This is a genomic window from Acidocella sp. MX-AZ03 (genome assembly GCF_027626035.1).
GTDB classification, from domain to species: Bacteria; Pseudomonadota; Alphaproteobacteria; order Acetobacterales; family Acetobacteraceae; genus Acidocella; species Acidocella facilis.
Genome location: NZ_CP110774.1, coordinates 1,529,345 through 1,548,708, shown reverse-complemented (window position 1 = coordinate 1,548,708; position 19,364 = coordinate 1,529,345). Strand labels below are relative to the sequence as shown.

The 19,364-nt window shown below is 65.1% G+C and carries 12 protein-coding genes and 2 pseudogenes; 5 read left to right on the top strand and 9 right to left on the bottom strand.

What is annotated here, in order from left to right; genetic code table 11:
* Positions 1–17 precede the first annotated feature (17 nt).
* The 5 genes from GT370_RS08710 to GT370_RS08690 all read right to left on the bottom strand — a co-directional run bounded on the left by GT370_RS08710 (position 18) and on the right by GT370_RS08690 (position 9,050).
* Entirely contained in the window at positions 18–3,761 is a 3,744-nt protein-coding gene (locus tag GT370_RS08710; protein ID WP_008492164.1) for a glycoside hydrolase family 99-like domain-containing protein, read from the bottom strand.
* 70 nt (positions 3,762–3,831) lie between these two features.
* Positions 3,832–4,797, bottom strand: a complete 966-nt coding sequence (locus GT370_RS08705) for a putative bifunctional diguanylate cyclase/phosphodiesterase (RefSeq protein WP_270184235.1) — start codon at positions 4,795–4,797, stop codon at positions 3,832–3,834.
* Positions 4,682–5,740, bottom strand: a complete 1,059-nt coding sequence (locus GT370_RS08700; protein WP_270184234.1) for a GGDEF domain-containing protein — start codon at positions 5,738–5,740, stop codon at positions 4,682–4,684. The genes GT370_RS08705 and GT370_RS08700 overlap by 116 nt, the downstream gene beginning before the upstream one ends.
* A gap of 264 nt (positions 5,741–6,004) precedes the next feature.
* Positions 6,005–7,840: a translational GTPase TypA gene (typA, locus tag GT370_RS08695; protein WP_008492166.1), complete on the bottom strand. Its 1,836-nt coding sequence runs from the start codon at positions 7,838–7,840 to the stop codon at positions 6,005–6,007.
* Between the two features lie 340 nt (positions 7,841–8,180).
* On the bottom strand, positions 8,181–9,050 hold the full coding sequence (locus tag GT370_RS08690) for a hypothetical protein (protein WP_144052604.1): 870 nt from the start codon (positions 9,048–9,050) through the stop codon (positions 8,181–8,183).
* A 190-nt stretch (positions 9,051–9,240) separates the two neighbouring features.
* Here GT370_RS08690 and GT370_RS08685 point away from each other — a divergent pair, with 190 nt between their 5' ends.
* The 3 genes from GT370_RS08685 to GT370_RS08675 all read left to right on the top strand — a co-directional run bounded on the left by GT370_RS08685 (position 9,241) and on the right by GT370_RS08675 (position 12,551).
* A complete protein-coding gene (locus tag GT370_RS08685; protein ID WP_008492168.1) occupies positions 9,241–9,939 on the top strand; it encodes a soluble lytic murein transglycosylase in 699 nt (232 codons plus the stop codon).
* A gap of 59 nt (positions 9,940–9,998) precedes the next feature.
* A complete protein-coding gene (locus GT370_RS08680) occupies positions 9,999–11,585 on the top strand; it encodes a lysine--tRNA ligase (protein ID WP_008492169.1) in 1,587 nt (528 codons plus the stop codon).
* A gap of 108 nt (positions 11,586–11,693) precedes the next feature.
* Complete coding sequence (locus GT370_RS08675) at positions 11,694–12,551, top strand: hypothetical protein (RefSeq protein ID WP_270184233.1); 858 nt, start codon at positions 11,694–11,696, stop codon at positions 12,549–12,551.
* A 59-nt stretch (positions 12,552–12,610) separates the two neighbouring features.
* Here the strand turns inward: GT370_RS08675 and GT370_RS08670 are convergent, their stop codons facing one another.
* The 3 genes from GT370_RS08670 to truB all read right to left on the bottom strand — a co-directional run bounded on the left by GT370_RS08670 (position 12,611) and on the right by truB (position 14,469).
* The gene (locus tag GT370_RS08670; RefSeq protein ID WP_008492172.1) at positions 12,611–13,189 is read right to left on the bottom strand and encodes a cation transporter; all 579 of its coding nucleotides are present in this window, start codon (positions 13,187–13,189) and stop codon (positions 12,611–12,613) included.
* A gap of 63 nt (positions 13,190–13,252) precedes the next feature.
* On the bottom strand, positions 13,253–13,522 hold the full coding sequence (gene rpsO, locus GT370_RS08665; protein WP_008492173.1) for a 30S ribosomal protein S15: 270 nt from the start codon (positions 13,520–13,522) through the stop codon (positions 13,253–13,255).
* 23 nt (positions 13,523–13,545) lie between these two features.
* Positions 13,546–14,469, bottom strand: a complete 924-nt coding sequence (truB, locus tag GT370_RS08660) for a tRNA pseudouridine(55) synthase TruB (RefSeq protein ID WP_008492174.1) — start codon at positions 14,467–14,469, stop codon at positions 13,546–13,548.
* 174 nt (positions 14,470–14,643) lie between these two features.
* On the opposite strand from truB, the gene GT370_RS08655 reads away from it, so the two are divergent.
* Entirely contained in the window at positions 14,644–15,900 is a 1,257-nt protein-coding gene (locus GT370_RS08655; protein ID WP_008492175.1) for an AAA family ATPase, read from the top strand.
* Between the two features lie 108 nt (positions 15,901–16,008).
* Positions 16,009–18,443: pseudogene (gene gyrB, locus GT370_RS08650) on the top strand (DNA topoisomerase (ATP-hydrolyzing) subunit B).
* 135 nt (positions 18,444–18,578) lie between these two features.
* Here gyrB and phbB read toward each other — a convergent pair.
* A pseudogene (gene phbB, locus GT370_RS08645) lies at positions 18,579–19,300 on the bottom strand (acetoacetyl-CoA reductase).
* Positions 19,301–19,364 lie beyond the last annotated feature (64 nt).

The following is a 19,364-nucleotide window of genomic DNA, read 5'->3' as shown; positions in this document are numbered from 1 at the left end:
AACCGCAAGCAGTACAATCAGACCTTCTTGCGTCTGGCAACAGGCGCCGCCGGTTTCTTTTTCGCACGTGCGAACTGCCCGGCGAGCTGGGTGCGATAAGCCGCCTGCGCCGCCAGCACGTCCGCCGGCAGCTGCAGCCGGGCTGCCGCCAGCGCATGCAGCCGCTCGATTTCCGCCAGATGCGCGGCATGATCCAGCCTCGCGGTGACGCTGCTTTGGTGCCGGCGGTGGGTATTCAACGGCGTGGCGATGAAGGCGACGCGCCCGGCCTGGCCGGCCAGCAGCTCCAGATAGAGCCGCCAATCCCCGGCCAGGGTCCAGCCTTCCAGATCCGGCACCGCGTCCAGCGCCCGCAACAGCGCCTCACGCCGCCACAAAACCGCGCTGACATTGGGAATGAAGTTACGCAAGCTTAAGAATTTCGCCGCGAATTCTCCAGCTTTCCAGCTGCCCGATGCCGCCAGCCCGCGCTCGCCGGACTGGAAATAATAGCCCTGATAGCTGGACATGGTTTCCTGACCGGCTTCATCCACGGCGCGGCTGTCGGTGAAGGCCAGCAGCGTGTCCTCATCGCGCGCCAGCGCCTCGGCCAGCTGCGCCAGGAAGCTTGGATGCGCGGCATCATCCGCCTCGCAGAGCCAGACATAATCGCCTTGCGCCGCCTGCGCCGCCTTGCGCCATTGCGCGAAGACCGAGCCGGAATTGGCTTCATTGGCGATCACCCGCATCTCCCGCCCGGCCGCCGTGGCGCAGTCGCGCGCCACCGCCAGGCTGTCATCGCGCGAGGCATCGTCCAGCAGCAGGATCTCCTGCACCGGGTAGGTCTGTTCGAAGATGCTGGTGAGACGCTCGGGCAGATGCCGGGCGTAATTATAGTTCAGCACCACGGCGCTGATGCGCTTGAGCCCCGGCGCGGCCAGGGCGAGCAGCCTGTCCACATAAGCCGGAAAATCGAACCGGCGCGCCGCCATTTGCGCCAGGCGCGGGCGCAGCGCGGCCAGCGCCTTATGGTCGAGCAGGCCCTCCAGCCCGGCCTGATAATCCTCCAGATCCCCGGCCGCGGCGACATAACCAGCCGCCTCCGCGCGCAGCAGCTCCGGAATGCCGCCGCTCTCATCGAAGGCGACACAGGGCACCCCGCAGGCCAGCGCCTCCATCACCACCGTCGGCAGCGGGTCCTCGCGCGAGGTCAGCGCCAGCAGGTCGGCGGCGGCGAAATAGCGGGCCACCTTGTCGGTGAAGGGGATATGGGTGAAGCGGCCTTGCGCCTGCAGCGCCGCCATCTCGGGTTCGAGATAGGTTTTCAGCTTGAACTCGATATCGCCGACCCAGATGAAGCGCAGATCCGCGCGTTTTGCCGCCAGCCTGCGGGCCAGCTGCAGGAACAGATCGAAGCCTTTGCGGATATGCGCGAAGCCGGCCCCCAGGATCAGGAAATCCGTCGCGCCCAGCCCCAGTGCGGCGCGCATCTCGGCGCGGGCCTGCGGGTCGGGGCGCAGGCTCTGGTAATTGCCTTGCGCCAGCACCGCCTCGTTGGTGCCATCCAGCCCGATCGCGGCGCGGACTTTATCCGCGACGAAGGTGGAGGAGAACACCAGATGCGCCGCCGCCGCGCCGCCGAGCCGCGCCTGGATTTCCAGATTATATTCCTTCAGCAGCTGCGGCAGTTCGTGGATCAGCAGCACGCTCTCGATATTGCGGGCCGCCGCCCAGGGCACCACCCGCGCCGCGGCGGCGGAATTGACGATGGCATGGCGCAGCCCCATGCGCCGATACTGGTCCAGATGATGGCCGATGATGGTCTTGTCATAGGCGACCGTCACCTCCGCCACCTCGTAATAGCGCGCCAGCAGCGGGCCGACGCCCAGCAGCAGCAGATGCACCTTCAGCCCCCATTGGCGCTTCAGCTGGCCAGCGATGTGCAGCAGCAGCAATTGCGCGCCATGCGCCTGCGCATCATGCCCGACCAGCAGGATGCCGGCGGCAAGGTCGCCCGCCTCGCGCTCGACGATGGCGCGCGCCGTGGCGTTCAGAAAGGCCGCACCGGCATGGATGTCCGGCTCCAGAAACGCGCCCTCTGCCCACTCATTCCAGGCATTCACGCAGATCAGTTTTTCGCCGTAGAAAGAATGATCGGCGGCGTAGGAGATCAGCTTCTCCAGCCAGTCCTGGTACAGAGCCGGGGTGGCGTTATGCAGCGCCAGCCCCTTGCCTTCGCGGCGCGGGTCATTATCCCAGCCGGGCACGATGGTCTTGATCAGCGGATAATCCGGCACCGGCAGCGCCAGCGAGGTGCGGGCCAGATCCGCGTAATCATGCACGGTGGCGATGAAATCCGGGTCCAGCAGGTCGAGTTTTTCATTGATCCGGGCGGTGGCCTGGCTGAGCTTGTGCGGCGGAAACTCCACCGCCCCGTCCAGCCCGTACGGTGTGGGGTCGTAATCATCGCCCAGGCTCTGGGCCATGATCAGCAGCGGGCGCTCGCCGTGATGGGCCTCGAAAAGCCGGCGCCAACGGCGGATGCGCGCCACCGCATCCGGGATCAGATTGGCGCGGTAGATCATCAAAAGCGGCCGGCCCTCGATGCGGATATGGCGCGGATCGGCGAAGAGCCGCGCGAAGCTCGCCACCAGCGCCTCGTCATCCTCCTCCAGATATTCCTGCGCGATCAGCACCTCGCGCTCCATCCCGTCCCAGCGCCGGGTCCAGTTCTCGTTCGCCCACATCGCGCAGAAGGAAAAATCCAGCGACGGGTCTGAGAGAAATTGCTCCAGCGGCTTTTCCAGCAGCCGGTGGCGGTTGAACCAGTAATAATAGAACACGAAGCCCGACAGCCCGGCGGCCTTGGCCATCTCCACCTGGCGCTTCAGCGTCGCCGGGTCATCCAGCGAATAATGGCCGAGATCGCGCGGCACGCGCGGCTGCACATGGCCGACGAAGCGCGGCATGGCGCGGCCGAGATTGGTCCAGTCGGTAAAGCCCTTGCCCCACCAGCTGTCATTCTCCGCCACACGGTGGAATTGCGGCAGATAGAAGGCCAGCAGCCTGGCTTTGCGCGCGGCATGGGCGGGGGCGGCGCTGAATTCCTCGAAAAACGGGGCAGGGCGGGTGGCGCGGCGGATGGCGGCGGGGATCAGCCCTTCCTGCTCCGGGCGCCGGGGCAGGAAAATGCCGCTTTCCTGGTTGGCCAGATAATGCAGCAGCGGGTTCTGCCCTTGCAGATATTTCCCATAGCGGCCGAGATAGAATTTGATGTCGAATTCCGGCGAGGGGTCACGCTCCTCCGCCACGCCGAAGGCCAGGAAATGCTCGAACGGGTCCGCCCCGCCCTCGGCCACGTCGCGATTCTGGTCGAGATACCAGGCGCCGTCGAAGACCGGCAGCGGGTTGACCTGGCCCAGCGTGCGCCGGTGCAGGAAATGGTTGAGGCAGGAGGTCTCCAGCGTCAGCTCATAGGTGCGGCGATACCAGGCGGTGAAGAAATAGGGGCAGGGGTCGCGGCCCTCGGCCTCACCGGCGGAGATGTAATGCAGCAGCGGGTTGCCGCCATTCGCGGCGACATCCGGATAGCGCTCCAGATACCAGTGCGGATGAAAATACGGGTTGGGCCGCGCCCCGGCGCGCCAGCCTTGCGTGCAGAAATGCGCCAACCCATCGCCGCCCTGCGCCGCCGCCTCGGGATGCGCCGCCAGATACCAGTCGGACAGGAACAGGCCGCTCTGGCGGATGATGTCGAATTCAACCTGCGATGGTGCGTCCACGGTCTGCCCTCTGTCTGCGGCATATCATGCCCGGGGGCAAAATCCTGTCGATGCCCGGGCCGGCCAGGGGTCAGCTATTCTCCCCGGCCAGCCAGCGCAACACCTCTGCTGGTGGGGCGGGGGTGCGGAAGAGATAGCCCTGCACCAGATCGCAGCCGATCTGCTTGAGCAGCGCATGGTCCTGCGGCGTTTCCACCCCTTCCGCCACCACCCGCAGCCCCAGCGTGCGGCCAAGCTGCAGGATGGAGGTGACCAGCACCTGGTTGTCGCGCGAGCTGGCGATATCCTTCACGAAGGAGCGGTCGATCTTGATCTTGTTCACATAAGGCTGGCGCAGCGTTGCCAGGGTGGAATAGCCGACACCGAAATCATCGATGCTGATCTGCACCCCCGCCTCCGCCAGACGCAGCAGCTTGGTCTGCACCGAAGCGAGGTCCAGCAGGGATTCCTCGGTGATCTCGACCTCCAGCATGGCGGCCGGGCAGGTCATCCGGGCCAGTTCCGCCAGCAGGATCTCGTCCACCGGCAGCCGGGCGATCTCGCGCGGGGAAATATTCATCGCCACCCGCACATGGGCGAGGCCACGCGCGCGCAGCGCCGCGATCATCTGGCAGACATCATCGAGCACGAAGCGCAGCAACTGCTCGGCCAGCCCGGTCTTGGCGGCGACGGCGATCAGCTCGTCCGGCGCGATGAAGCCGTGCTGGGGATGCTGCCAGCGCAGCAGCCCCTCGAAGCCGACCAGCGTGTAGCCATCCGCCCGGAATACCGGCTGATACCAGACCTCGGCCCATTTCTCGCTCAAGGCCCGGCGCAGATCGCGCTCAATGTCGCGGCGCATCGCCAGGCGTTGGCGCAGCCGCTCATCGAAGGCCTGCAGCTGGTTGCGCCCCTTCGCCTTGGCCGCGCGCAGCGCCTCGTCAGCGCCGGAGAGCAGGGCGGTGACGCTTTCCTCCCGGCCGGCATGGAACCCGACGCAGGCGCCGAGCAGGCCCGCATCGAAGCTGAAAAAGGGCGGCGCCAGCGCCTCGATCAATTCCCGGCCGAGCTGCTCGGGGGCGGGTGGTCGAGCAGATGGGGTAGAACAGCGCGAACTCATCGCCACCCATGCGGCCGAGGATGCAATCCGGCCCCAGCGGCAGCGCCAGCCGGCGCGCGGCTTCCACCAGCACCCGGTCGCCGGCATGGTGGCCGAAGGCCTCATTGATCGGCTTGAACCCGTCCAGATCGATGAACATCAGGCAGCACGGGCCGTCAGTCTCGCCCAGCGCGGCCTCGGCCTGGCGCATGAAGCCCGGCCGGTTGAGCAGGCCGGTCAGATCGTCATGGGTGGCGCGGTAGCTCATCTGCTCGGCCACCACCATCGAGGCGCTGTTAGTCTCCTCCATCGAGCTGGCCAGCTGGACCGCCTGGTTTTTCAGGAAGCTGGTCTCCTGAAATTCGGCCTGCGCCCGTTGGGCATGGCGCAGCAGGGTCACCAGATAGAGCAGTACTGTCGCCGCCAGGCAGGCCGAGCCGAAATTATCCAGCAAGATCAGGCAGGCGAAGACCGAGAGCAGCGGCGGCACGACAAAGCAGATCGGCACCCGCGCATAAGGGCCGCCATGGGTGACGGCGCCGGCGGTGGTGCCGCAGGTGACGGTGAGATAAAACACTGTTTGCGGATTGGTGCAGTAATCGCTGAGCACCGGCAGGGTGGCCCAGACCAGGCCAGACAGCAGCGCGGTGAGGCTCAGCCAGCGAAAGCTGTTCTGGCGCACCGGCAGCGGCGGCGCGGTGTCGGGCAACCAGCTCTGCACGAAGCGGATGATGTTGATCGTCATCGCGGCGATGAACCAGATCAGACCAGCGCGGCCATGCGCATAATAGAGCGCCATCAGAAACACGATGGTGGAAATGCCGCTATTGATCGGCAGAATCATCATGATGTTGCGGCGGATGGACACCAGCTGGTCGCGCAAAATCAATTGATCGAGCACCGAATCGTCACCGGTCGCGGGGTGTTAGGCGATCTATACATCAGCCTGAGTTAAAATCTTTCAGTATAAGCGATTTGAGGATTTTTGTTAGTTAGAATGAAAATGAGCCGGCCTGTCAATGAAGAGCGCTACGCCCTTTAGCGCCTGTCAGGTCGCTGGACTCCGCGTCAGATTTTTTTGGTTCGACACCGAGGATGTCCGTGTCAGCGCTGGCGGGAACGTAAAAAAAGGCGCCCGGAGGCGCCTTTTTTTGCGTTTTGGGTCTTATGCCGCGTCGTCGCTGCGGCGCTCGGCCTTCTTGCGGTCATGCGGGTTGAGGTAGCGCTTGCGGATGCGCACCGCCGACGGCGTCACTTCCACCAGCTCATCGTCCTGGATGTAGGCAATCGCCTGCTCCAGAGACATGCGGCGCGGCGGGGTGAGCAGCAGCGCCTCGTCCTTGCCGGCGGCGCGGATGTTGGTGAGCTTCTTTTCCTTGATCGGGTTCACGTCCAGATCATTCTCGCGCGAATGCTCGCCGAGGATCATGCCGACATAAACCTTGTCGCCCGGGTTCACGAACAGCACGCCGCGATCCTGCAAGGAGAACAGCGAGTACTGCACGGCCTCGCCATCCTCGGAGGAGATCAGCGCGCCATTGCGGCGGCCTTCGATCTTGCCTTTCCAGGGGCCGTAGCCGGCGAACAGGCGGTTCATCACGCCGGTGCCGCGCGTGTCGGTCAGGAACTCGCCGTGATAGCCGATCAGGCCGCGCGACGGGATCTTGAAGGTCAAACGCTGCTTGTCGCCACCGGAGGGGCGCAGGTCGGTCATCTCACCCTTGCGGCGGGACATCTTCTCGACAACCGCGCCGGAATAGGGCTCATCGACGTCGATCAGCACTTCCTCATACGGCTCCTCGCGCTCGCCGGTCTCCTCGTTGATGCGGGTCAGCACGCGCGGGCGGCCGATGGTCAGCTCGAAGCCTTCGCGGCGCATGGTCTCGATCAGCACGCCGAGCTGAAGCTCGCCACGGCCGGAAACCTCGAACGCGTCGGTCTCGGTGGAGATGGCGACCTGAATGGCGACATTGCCTTCGGTCTCGGCCATCAACCGGTCACGGATCTGGCGGGAGGTGACCTTCTTGCCCTCGCGGCCACCCAGCGGGCCGTCATTGATGCGGAAGGTCATGGAGAGGGTCGGCGGGTCGATCGGGGTGGCGGGCAGCGGGGCCGAAACCTCAGGCGCGCAGATCGTGTACGGGATGGTGGTGTCGGAGAGACCCGCAACGGCGACGATGTCACCGGCGCCGACCTCATCCACCGGCACGCGCTCCAGCCCACGGAAGGAGAGCAGCTTGGTCAGACGGCCGGTCTCGACCACCTTGCCGTCCAGATCCAGCACCTTCACCGGCATGTTGATGGAGGCCTTGCCCTGCTCGACGCGCCCGGTCAGCACGCGGCCGAGGAAGGTGTCGGACTCCAGAATGGTGGCGACCATCGCGAACGGCGCCTCGGTGTCCAGCGCCGGGGCGGGGACGTGGCTCAGGATCAGGTCGAACAGCGGGGTCAGGCTCTCGCGCGGATCGTTCAGATCCTTCACCGCCCAGCCCTGACGGCCGGAGGCGAACAGCATCGGGAAGTCCAGCTGCTCCTCATTCGCGTCCAAAGAGGCGAACAGGTCGAACATCTCGTTATGCACATCGTCCGGGCGGGCATCGCCACGGTCGATCTTGTTGACGACGACGATCGGCTTCAGGCCGCGCTTGAGCGCCTTGCCGAGCACGAACTTGGTCTGCGGCAGCACGCCTTCGGCGGCGTCCACCAGGATCACGGCGCCATCCACCATGGACAGGATGCGCTCCACCTCGCCGCCGAAATCGGCGTGGCCAGGGGTGTCGACGATGTTGATGCGCACATCGTTCCAGACCACGGAGGCAACCTTGGCCAGAATCGTGATGCCGCGCTCTTTTTCGAGGTCGTTGCGGTCGAGCGCGCGCTCGGCCACGGCCTGGTGGGCGGCGAAGGCGCCGGACTGCTTCAGCAGCTGGTCGGTGAGAGTCGTCTTGCCATGGTCAACGTGAGCGATGATGGCAATATTGCGAATTTTCGGCGCGGACATCGAGACTACCTTCGAAATGAGCAAACCGGCCGGGCCGGGGCGCGTGATGTCGCCTCGGTCTGGCCGGGATGCTCGGACTGATTTGTGCCCCGCATAGCGATATTGCGCCGCAAAAGCGAGGGCTAAAACGTCCCGTCTGCAACATGGGGGCCTTGCGGCAGGCCGGAGGCCCGGAAAAAGGAGCAAAAGTTTTTGAGGGTTTGGGAACTTTTTTCCAAAAAGTTCCCAAGAACGCTCGGGTGGTGGCAACGTCGCTGCCACCACCCCAAGGTTTTCGCCGCCTTTTTTGAAAAAAAGCAGCATCCAAAAAACTTTATAAGTTTTTCAGAGCCTTGTCCTTTTAGTTGGTCACCATCGGCTTCTGGTTCGGCGCGGTGGGGGCCATCTGCGGGTTGGCCGTGGTCGGCGCGGTCACCGCGTTCTGCGGCGCCTGGCCGTTGATCAGCTGATGCGACGCGCCATCGGTCTGCGGCACGGAGGGCGCGTTGGCGTCGCTCGGCTGCGAGCTGGTCGGGGTCTGTACCGCATGCTGCGCGCCCTGATTATAATTGAAATTCTGGCTTTCATCGCGGTTGGGCACCAGCGTGTTGCTGGAGGCCCCGCCCGCCGCCATCCCGCCCTGCGGGCTCATCTGGCCGTGATGCTTATGGGCCGCGTGCATGGCGGCATCCGTGGCGCTCATCGCACCCTGCGTGTCATGCGCGCGCAGCGCCTTGCGGGCCTGTTCGATGGAATGCACCGCCGGGGACTGATCCGGCGACATGCCGCTTCCCTGATCGACCGAGCGGGTCAGCAGCAGCGTCTCGGCATGGGACAGATCGGACTGCGCGCGGGCATAATCGTGATGTTCCATGGCCATCTTGGCGGATTTCAGCGAGGCCTCGGGGCCACCATGAGGCGGCTTCATCTTGCCGTCTTCATCGTGTTTCCAGTGATGCTTCATCTTGTGCTGCTTCATGGGCGCCGAGGCGGTCTTGCCCGGGGCGGCGCCGGGTGGGGTTTCCATCGGCGCGTTGATGGCGCCTTGCGGGGCCGGGGCGGCGTTGCCCGGCGCCATGGTGGTGGTGCCAGAATTCGGCGCCGTCTTGCCGGCCGCGGCGCCATCCGGCACCTCGTTCGGGGCGTTGGTCGCGCCCTGCGGCGTGGTCTGGGCGCAGGCGATGCCGGCGGTCATCAACAAAGCGGCGGATGCCATCCAAAGGGAACGCATATGGCTCTCTCCTCACGTTGGGAAAATGGGTTTGACCCTTTCGGGCCGTCCTTAAACAAGCTGGGGCCATGGCCGCGGATACCAAGCCGAAAGGGCTGGAGGTGTTATTAAAGCCTCGTCATAAGCCGTTGTTTCGGCTAGAGACGGCAAAGGGGCGATGCCACCGCGACCCGTTGGCCAAGGACGAGATGTGACACGCTGGCTGCTGATATCTGCCGCCTTCCTGGCCGCTGCGCCCGCCTTCGCGGAGGTGCCGGATGGCGCTTCCTGCGCAGCCGCCGGGCGGGCGGTGGAGCTGGCGGATACGCTGCCGACCAATCTGCTGCTCTCCATCGGTCTGGTGGAAAGCGGACGGTCCGACCCGTTGAGCGGCCGTTCCGCGCCCTGGCCCTGGACGGTGAATGCCGACGGCACCGGGCGTTACTTTGCCAATAAGCAGGATGCCGAGGCCTTCGTGCGCCTGGCCCAGGCCTCGGGCGCGCGGGATATCGATGTCGGCTGCTTCCAGGTCAGCCTGACCTACCACCCCACCGCCTTCGCTTCGTTGGACGATGCCTTCGACCCTGCGAAAAACGCCGCCTATGCCGGGCTCTACCTCACCCAGCTGAAGGCGCGCACCGGCTCCTGGAACGCCGCCATCGCGGATTATCACTCGGCTTTGCCGGATCTCGGGCTGCCTTATCAGCGCCTGGTGCTGGCGGCCTGGAAGCGTGTGGGGGATCTGCCGCCGGATCTGGGTGCGGCTATAAATGCCGCCGCGATCGACGCGCCGGACCCTGTCGCGATCATCCAGACCGCGGCGGCCAAACGCATCCATGTCTATTCGATGAACAGCCCGGATAACGCCACCTGGCGCCCCGGCCTGCCGCGGGTGATCGACGATCCGTAACGTTTGCGCGGCGCTGGTGATTGAAAATGCGCCGCTGCGGTTCTAGAGCAGGCGGTACCATGAACGATACTCCCACCTCTCCCCAGCCGAGCTGGCCCTTCCGTGAAGCCGAACGCATCGCCGAGCGGCTGAAACAGAAAGGCAAGAGCGAGGCGCTGTTCGAGACCGGCTACGGCCCGTCCGGCCTGCCGCATATCGGCACGTTCGGCGAGGTGGCGCGCACCAGCTGGGTGCGCAAGGCGTTTACCGACCTCACAGGTCTGCCCTCGCGCCTGCTCGCCTTCTCGGACGATATGGATGGCTTGCGCAAGGTGCCGGAGAATGTGCCGAACAAGGAGATGCTGCGCGCGCATCTCGGCAAGCCGCTGACCCGCATCCCCGACCCGTTCGGCAAGTTCGACAGTTTCGGCGCCCATAACAACAACATGCTGCAGGACTTCCTGCGCGCTTTCGGGTTTGAATTCGAGTTCGCCTCCGCCTCCGATTATTACGCCTCCGGCCGCTTCGACGACGCGCTGCTGCATGTGCTGCGCCATCATCAGCAGATCGTCGACATCATCCTGCCCACGTTGGGCAAGGAGCGTCAGGCCACCTATTCGCCGATTTTGCCGATCCATCCGCGTACCGGCGTGGTGATGCAGGTGCCCATCGACCAGGTGGACGCCGCGCACGGCACCGTGTTCTGGACCGACCCGGAGAGCAGCATCAAATTCGAGACCTCCGTGCTTGGCGGCAACGCCAAGCTGCAATGGAAGGCCGACTGGGCGATGCGCTGGTACGCGCTGGACGTGGATTACGAGATGTCCGGCAAGGATCTGATTGACAGCGTCAAGCTCTCCTCCGCCATCTGCCGGGCTTTGGGCAAGGAGCCGCCGCTGAACCTGACCTATGAGCTGTTCCTGGACGAGAAGGGGCAGAAAATCTCGAAATCCAAGGGCAATGGCCTCTCCATCGAGCAATGGCTGACCTACGCACCCAAGGAGAGCCTGGCGCAGTTCATGTATCACGCCCCGCAGCGCGCCAAGAAGCTGTTCTTCGACGTGATCCCGCGCTCGACCGATGATTACATCGCCGCCGTGCAGGCGCTGCCGGAGTCGCAGGACAAGCATAACAACCCGGCCTGGCATATCCATGGCGGGGTGCTGCCCAACCATGCCGGGGCGCCGTTCAGCTTCACCATGCTGCTCAACCTCGCCTCGGTGAGCAATGCCGACAGTGCCGAGATGCTCTGGGGCTTCATCCGCGCCTACATGCCGGAGGTGAATGCCGAGAGCTATCCGTTCCTGGCCGAGCTGGTGCATTACGCCATCGCCTATAACCGCGATTTCGTCGCCCCGCAGCGCCGTTACCGGGCGCCCAGCGAAGCCGAGCGCGCGGCGCTGGAGGATCTGAAAACCCGCCTGACCGCGGGCCGGCAGGCCGAATATCCCGGCGAGAGCGAGGCGGAGCGGCTGCAGAACCTGGTCTATGCCGTCGGCAAGGAGCAGGAATTCAAGCCGCTGAAGGCCTGGTTTGACTGCCTGTATCAGGTGCTGCTCGGCACCCAGGACGGGCCGCGCTTTGGCGGGTTCATCGCGCTTTACAGCGTCGAGCGGACCATCCGGCTGATCGAAACAGCACTCGCCCGCGAGGCGGAAGCGGCCTGAGCCCTTGCGCCGGCTGCTGAGATGTCTGCCGCCGGTTCTAGGGCTCGTCCTGCTCGGCGCCATCGGCTTCGGGCTGCATGGCGTGCTGCGCAAGGTGGGGGTGGGGCGGTGTTGGCCGCCTTTGCCGCCACGCCCTGGCCGGATATCGCCCGGGCGCTGGGGCTGCTTGGCGTCTCGTTCTGCATCATGGCCGCCTATGACCTGCCCGGCGTGGCTTTCGCCCGCCGTGCCGGGGCGTGCGGGAGGCTGGCGCTGCGCCATGTCGGGCTGGCCTCCTTCTGCGCCTATGCGCTGAGCCATATGCTGGGCGCCACCGCGCTCACCGCCGCCGCCATCCGTCTGCGCTTTTATGCCCATTGGGAGATGCCGCCGGCGGCGCTGGCGCGCATCGTCGCGGTGTCGGCCAGCAATTTCTCGCTGGGTGTGCTCAGCCTGCTGGGCGGGCTGCTGCTCTGGGACCCGCATGCCGTGCCGCTGCCGGGGCATCTGGCCGGGCTGCTGGCGCGCCTGCTCGGGCTGGCCTTGCTGGCGCTGCCGGTGGCCTATGTGGTTGGTTCACGCGGGCGCGAGGCGGTGACGATTTTCGGCAAGCGCATCGCGCTGCCGGGCGGGCGCATCGCGCTGGCGCAGATCATCCTCTCTTGTGTCGATATCGCCTGCGCCTGCGCCATACTGGACATGGTGCTGCCGGCCGCCCCTGGCCTATCCTACGCGCGCGTGCTCAGCCTTTATGTCGGCGCCTTCGTGGCCGGCTCGGCCTCGGGCCTGCCGGGCGGGGTGGGGGTGTTCGATTCGGTGCTGCTGCTGGGGTTCTCGGCCTTTCTGCCGGCGGCGGATGCGCTCGGCGCCATCCTGCTGTTCCGGGTGCTGTATTTCCTGGCCCCCGCCAGCCTCGCCGGGCTGTGCTATGCCCTGCATGAGCTATGGGTTTATGTCGCGGGGCGGCGGGCGAAACATCGCTCCTAGAGCAATATGTGTTTAGCGCCTCAAGCTAAGAGCTTGAGGCGCTAAGAGCCGGGTGCCGGTCAGCCGGTCCGCTCCGCGCGGGCCGCCGCCCAGACCTCACCGGCCGCATCCAGATTCATCGCCCCGATCGCGATCCCCGCGATCAGATCCGGCCAGAGACTATGCCAGAGATAGGCGCTGACCGCCCCGGCCAGGATGATCGCGGCATTGGCCAGCACATCATTGCGGGCGGAGAGAAAGGCGGCGCGGGCGATGCTGCCGCCGCTATGGCGGTGCCGGGCCAGAACCAGCGCCGCCGTCGCATTCACCGCCATCGCCGCCAGCCCGGTGAGGGAAAGCCAGGCCGGATTGGGAACGCTGGGATGCCAGAATTTCGCGATGGCCTGCGCCAGCGTGGCGAGGCTGGGCAGCAGGATCAGCCCCGCCATCACCATGCCCGCCCGTGCCCGCGCCGCCATCCCCCAGCGCAACGCCAGCACCAGCAGCAGATTGACCCCGCAATCCTCAAGAAAATCAACGCTGTCGGCAAACAGCGCGACCGAGCCGATCGCCCGGGCCACGCCGAATTCAACAAAGAAGAAGCCGAGATTGAGCAGCAGCGCCACCAGGGCGGCATTGCGCAGGTCGTTTTGCTTCATCATTCCCCCAAACAAAAACGGCGCCCGAAGGCGCCGTGGCTTTGTGACCAGCCGGTCAGGCGATCAGCGGCGCAGATTGAGGCGCGCGATCAGATCCTGGTAGCGCTTGACGTTCTTGCGCTTCAGATAATCCAGCAGCGAGCGGCGCTGGCCGACCAGAACCAGCAGACCGCGGCGGGAATGGTAATCCTTCGCGTGGGTCTTCAGATGCTCGGTCAGGTTGGTGATGCGCTCGGAGAGCAGGGCCACCTGCACTTCCGGGGAGCCGGTGTCATTGGCGGCGGTGGCGTATTCGGCGATCAGCGCGGTGCGGCGCTCAGGAGAGATCGACATCGTGATATCCTCTTGAAAAGAAGTTAGAACAAGCGCTCCGGCTGCAGCCACCCGTCACCGAGTCGGGCCATCGCCTTCACGCGTCCCGCCGCCGTCACCCGCACCAGCCCGTTATCGGGATTGGCGGCCTCCGGAATGCGCCCCATCAGGTCCACCAGGCTGATCGCCTGGCCCTGGGAGAGGGCGAAAAACTCTGCTTGGTTCAGGGCCAGGGCCGGGATGTCGTCCAGCGCGGTCTCGAGCGGCAGCAAAGTTTCAGCAAGAGTGGCGGGGTTCTGCGCCGGATCGAGGAAAAAGTCCAGAGGAACCGCCATGCGCTCCAGGAACGGCCCCACGCGCAGCCGGCGCAGCACCGCGATATGGCCCACCGAGCCGCAGGCCCGCGCCAGATCCCGCGCCAATGAGCGCATATAGACGCCCTTGCCGGACTGCACCTCGAACTGCGCATGGTCGGCATCCGGCCGGCCGATCAGCTCGAAACGGTCCACCTGCGCCGGGCGGGGCGGCAGCTCCGGCGGCCGGCCGTCGCGGGAGAGGTCATAAGCGCGCTCGCCCTCCACCTTGATCGCGGAGAAGATCGGCGGCACCTGCATGATGTTGCCGATGAATGCGGGCAGGGCGGCGCGGATCTCGTCATCGCTCGGGCGATGGGCGGAGGTCTCGATCACCTGGCCCTCGGCATCGTCAGTATCCCGCGCCTCGCCGAATTTCAGCGTGAAGTGATAAATTTTGGTACTATCCATCACATAAGGGACAGTCTTGGTCGCGGCCCCGAAGGCCAGCGGCAGGATGCCGGTGGCCAGCGGGTCCAGCGTGCCGCCATGCCCGGCTTTCTGCGCGTCCATCGCCCGCTTCACCTTGTTCAGCGCCTGGGTGCTGGTGATGCCTTGCGGTTTGTCGAGAATGATCCAGCCGTCGAGTTTCCGGCCTTTTTTCTGGCGCGCCATCGTGTCCTGTGAAAATCCAAAATGAAGCGGCGCTGATAGAGCGCCGCGCGACTCACCGCAACCGCATGGCTGGGCTGCGGGGCGGGAAAATGAATCCGCCGTAACCCATTCCCGATATTAATCTCCCGGCAACGAAGTCCTGCAAAAAACTTCTGAGTCTTGAGGAGATGTGCCATGCAGGATGTTTCGCCCGCCCGTGTGAAGTTGCCGGCCTTTTTGGAAAGCCAGTCCGGGCTTTACAGCAACAGCCTGATCCCGGCGCCCCCGCGGCGGACGGTGAAGCGCGAGGCCTTCATCGGCTTTGTGCGGGACGAGCCGAGCGCCGCCTTGCTGCACACCGCCCTGGCCGGGCATATCCCCAACAGCAATCAGGTGCATCTGGCGGATTTTAACCAGGCCCTCACCATCCTCGCCGGCATTGTCACGCCCGAGATCGTGCTGGTCGATCTCTCCGGCGAGGACCAGCCGATGAACGCCTTGATGAATCTCGCGGATGTGGTCGATCCCGGCACCATCGTGCTGGCGGTGGGCGAGGTGCAGAATGTGAATTTCTACCGCACCGTCGTGCGCACGATGGGGGTGAGCGAATATCTCGCCAAGCCGCTGAACGAGGAGGTGGTGACGCGCTATTTCCTGCCGCTGATCGATAAGCGCAACGGCGCGGTGAGCCAGCCGCGCGGCGGCGAGATGATCGCGCTGTGCGCGGCCCGCGGCGGGGTGGGGTGCAGCACGGTGGCGGCCAATCTCGGCTGGTACATGTCCGAGATCCTGCGCCGGCACACGGTGCTGATGGATGGCGATGTCAATTGCGGCACGCTGGCATTGAATTTGGATATCCCGGCCAGTCGCGGCCTGGCGGCGGTGCTGGAAGCGCCGGAACGGTTGGACCAGCTGCTGATCGAACGCTGCGTGTTCCGCGCCGGGGACCGGCTGGACGTGATCGCCGGCCAGGAAGCCCTGGATTGGGCGGCGCCGGCCACGCCGGAGGCGGTGGCGCAGCTGCTGGAGGCGATTCGCCCGCGCTATAACTATATGGTAGCGGATATCGGTGCCCGGCTCTCGCCCTTGTCGCGGGCCTTGCTGTTCAATGCCCAGCGCCGCGTCATCGTGCTCGACCCGACGGAGATTTCGCTGCGCCACGCCCAGGCCTGGATGAGTCTGCCCGGCGGCTCCGCGCAGGCCCCCCGCCCGCTGCTGCTGCTCAACAAGGCCGGCATGCCAGGCGGGTTGCCGGTGGCATATATCGAGGACCGGCTGGGTCAGAACCTGGCCGTGCTGATCCCGGATATGCCGCGCGAGGTGGGGGGCAGGACCACCGCCGGCACGCTGGCGGCGCGGCCGCGCGGGCCGTATCGCGCCGGCATCGCGGCGCTGGCGAAGGCGCTGGAGATCGCTCTGCCCTCCACCCTCGCTCCGGCACAGGCGGCCTGAGAGCGCTTGCCGCCGGGCGGGCTGAAAGGCGCCGGCGGCATTAGGCTTTCGTGGCGAAATCCTGTATAAAACTGGCTCCCATCCCGAGTCCGGAGCCTGACCCAGATTATGTCCGATACGCCGCAGCCGACCCCGCAAGACGATGCCTATGACGCCGCGTCGATCAGTGTTCTGAAGGGGCTGGATGCCGTCCGCAAGCGGCCGGGCATGTATATCGGCGACACGGATGATGGCTCGGGCCTGCACCATATGGGCTTCGAGATCATCGATAACGCGGTGGACGAGGCCCAGGCCGGCTTCGCCAGCCGGGTCGAGGCGGTGCTCAACGGCGATGGCTCGATGACCATTCGCGACGATGGCCGTGGCATCCCCACCGATATCCACCACGAAGAAGGCGTCTCCGCCGCCGAAGTGGTGCTGACCAAGCTGCATGCCGGCGGCAAGTTCAACCAGAACAGCTACAAGGTCTCCGGCGGCCTGCACGGCGTCGGCGCGGCGGTGGTCAACGCGCTGTCGGACTGGATGGAGGTGCGGATCTGGCGCAACGGCCAGGAGCATTTCATCCGCTTCGAGAACGGCAACACGGTGCAGCCTTTGAAAGTGGTTGGGCCATCCGACCATCCCAACGGCACCGAGGTCAGCTTCAAGCCCTCCGCCGCCACCTTCACCCATACCGAGTTCGATTACGCGATTTTCGAGCGCCGGCTGCGCGAGCTGGCCTTCCTGAATTCCGGACTGGCCATCGTGCTGCGCGATGAGCGCCACCAGCCCTTCCAGGAAAACCAGTTCCATTATGAGGGCGGGGTGAAGGAATTCTGCCTCTGGCTGGACCGCGCCAAGACCCCGCTGCTGCCCGCCCCGATCACCGCCGCCAGCGAGGCGAAGGAGAACGGCATCAAGGTGGAATTCGCCTGCATCTGGAACGATTCCTACCACGAGACCACGCTCTGCTTCACCAACAACATTCCGCAGCGCGATGGCGGCACCCATCTCGCCGGCTTCCGTGGCGCGCTCACCCGCGTCGTCAGCAACTATGCCAAGAGCATGGCCGGGAAGAAGGATAATGCCGACATCTCCGGCGAGGATATGCGCGAAGGCCTGACCGCCGTGCTCTCGGTGAAGGTGCCGGACCCGAAATTCTCCTCCCAGACCAAGGACAAGCTGATCTCTTCAGAGGTGCAGCCGGTGGTGCAGGCGGCGGTGGCCGATGCGCTGAGCCATTGGTTCGAGACGCATCCGAAGGAAGCGAAGAACATCGTCCAGAAGGTGATGGACGCCGCCGCCGCCCGCGAGGCCGCGCGCAAGGCCCGCGAGCTGACCCGCCGCAAGGGCGTGCTGGACATCTCCTCGCTGCCCGGCAAGCTGGCCGATTGCCAGGAGCGCGACCCGGCGAAATCCGAGCTGTTCCTGGTCGAGGGTGACAGCGCCGGCGGCTCCGCGAAACAGGGGCGGGACCGGAAATACCAGGCGATTTTGCCGCTGAAGGGCAAGATCCTCAATGTCGAGCGCGCCCGCTTCGACAAGATGCTGAGCAGCGCCGAGGTTGGCACGCTGATCACCGCTTTGGGGCCGGCATCGGCCGGGGCGAGAGCGACCAGGGCGGGTTCGACGCCGCCAAGCTGCGCTATCACCGCATCGTCATCATGACCGACGCCGACGTGGACGGTTCGCATATCCGCACGCTGCTGCTCACCTTCTTCTACCGGCAGATGCCGCAGCTGATCGAGCAGGGCTATCTCTATATCGCGCAGCCGCCGCTCTATCGGGCCAAGCGCGGCAATGATCAGCGTTATCTGAAGGATGACGCGGCGCTGGAGGCCTTCCTGCTCGAACGCGCTCTGGGCGATTCGGTGCTGCATAGCGGCGGGCGGGATATTTCCGGCGATGAGCTGCGCGAGGCGGCGGTGTGGATCGGCCAGCTCGTGCACCGGCTGCGCGGCATGGAGAACACGCTGCCGCAGACCTATCTGGAGCAGGTCGCGATTTCCGGGCTGATGTCGCTCTCGGCGCTGAACGATGCCGGCAAGGATGCGGCTTTGGCTGCCCGGCTGAACGCGATTTCCCTGCCCAATGAGCGCGGCTGGGTCGCCACCTCGGACGAATATGGGCTGAAGATTGGCCGCACCGTGCGCGGTGTCGCCGAGCATTACACGCTGGATGCGGCGGTGCTGCGCACGGCCGAGGCGCGCTATCTGGCCGAGCGGGCCGAGCGCATGGCGGAATTGTTCAATGTCGACGCCACCCTGTCCATCGATGGCGGCACCGCGAAGCCGGTGTATGGCCCGGCGGCGATGTGGGATTCGCTGCTGGCGCATGGCCGCAAGGGGCTGGTGATCAGCCGCTTCAAAGGCCTGGGCGAGATGAACCCGGAAGAGCTGTGGGCGACCACTTTGGACCCGCAGGCGCGCCGCCTGCTGCAGGTGAAGATTGCGGACGCCGAGGGCACGGACCTGATCTTCTCGACGCTGATGGGCGACGTGGTGGAGCCGCGCCGCGAATTCATCGTCAACAACGCCCTCAAGGTCGCCAATCTCGATACCTGAGTTGTAAAAGTTTTTCGGGGTCTGGGGTGTTTTTTCAAAAACACCCCAGAAACGTTTGGGGCGTTGGCAACGACATTGCCAACGCCCAAACGTTTTGCAGCCCTTTTTGAAAAAAGGGCTGCACCCCAAAAACTTTCAATACATATGCTGCCCGCCATTGATGGAGAGTGTCGAGCCGGTGACGAAATCCGCATCGTCGGCGGTCAGGAAGCACACCCCCGCGCGATATCATCCGCCTTGCCCAGCCGCCCGCGCGGGATCTTGGCGATGATCTTCTCCAGCACATCCGGCGGCACCGCGCGCACCATGTCCGTATCCACATAGCCCGGCGCGATCGCGTTCACGGTCACGCCATAGCGCGCCCCTTCCTGGGCCAGCGCCTTGGTGAAACCATGGATGCCGGATTTCGCGGCGGCATAATTCACCTGGCCATATTGCCCGGCCTGGCCGTTGATCGAGCCGATATTGACGATCCGCCCGAACTTCGCCGCCTTCATGCCATCGAAGGTCGCCTTGCAGAGATTGAAGCAGGAGCCGAGATTGGTGTCGATCACCGCATCCCACATCTCGCGGCTCTGCTTGCTTAGCACCGCATCGCGGGTGATGCCGGCATTATTCACCAGAATTTCGATGGCGCCATGCTTGGCGGCAATCTCATTCACCGCGGCGACGCTCTGATCGTAATTCCCGGCATCGAACTTGATCACCTCGATCCCGGTTTCCTTGTGAAAGGCCTCAGCGGCTTCCGTGTTGCCGGCATAGCTCGCCACCACCAGCCGCCCCGCCTTCTGCAGCGCGATGCTGATCGCAGCACCGATGCCGCGCGTTCCACCCGTTACCAATGCAACTCGAGCCATATGGACCTCCTCTTCTTTTTACGAATCCTAATCGATTATCGAGAAGACGCAAATGCCCGGCCTG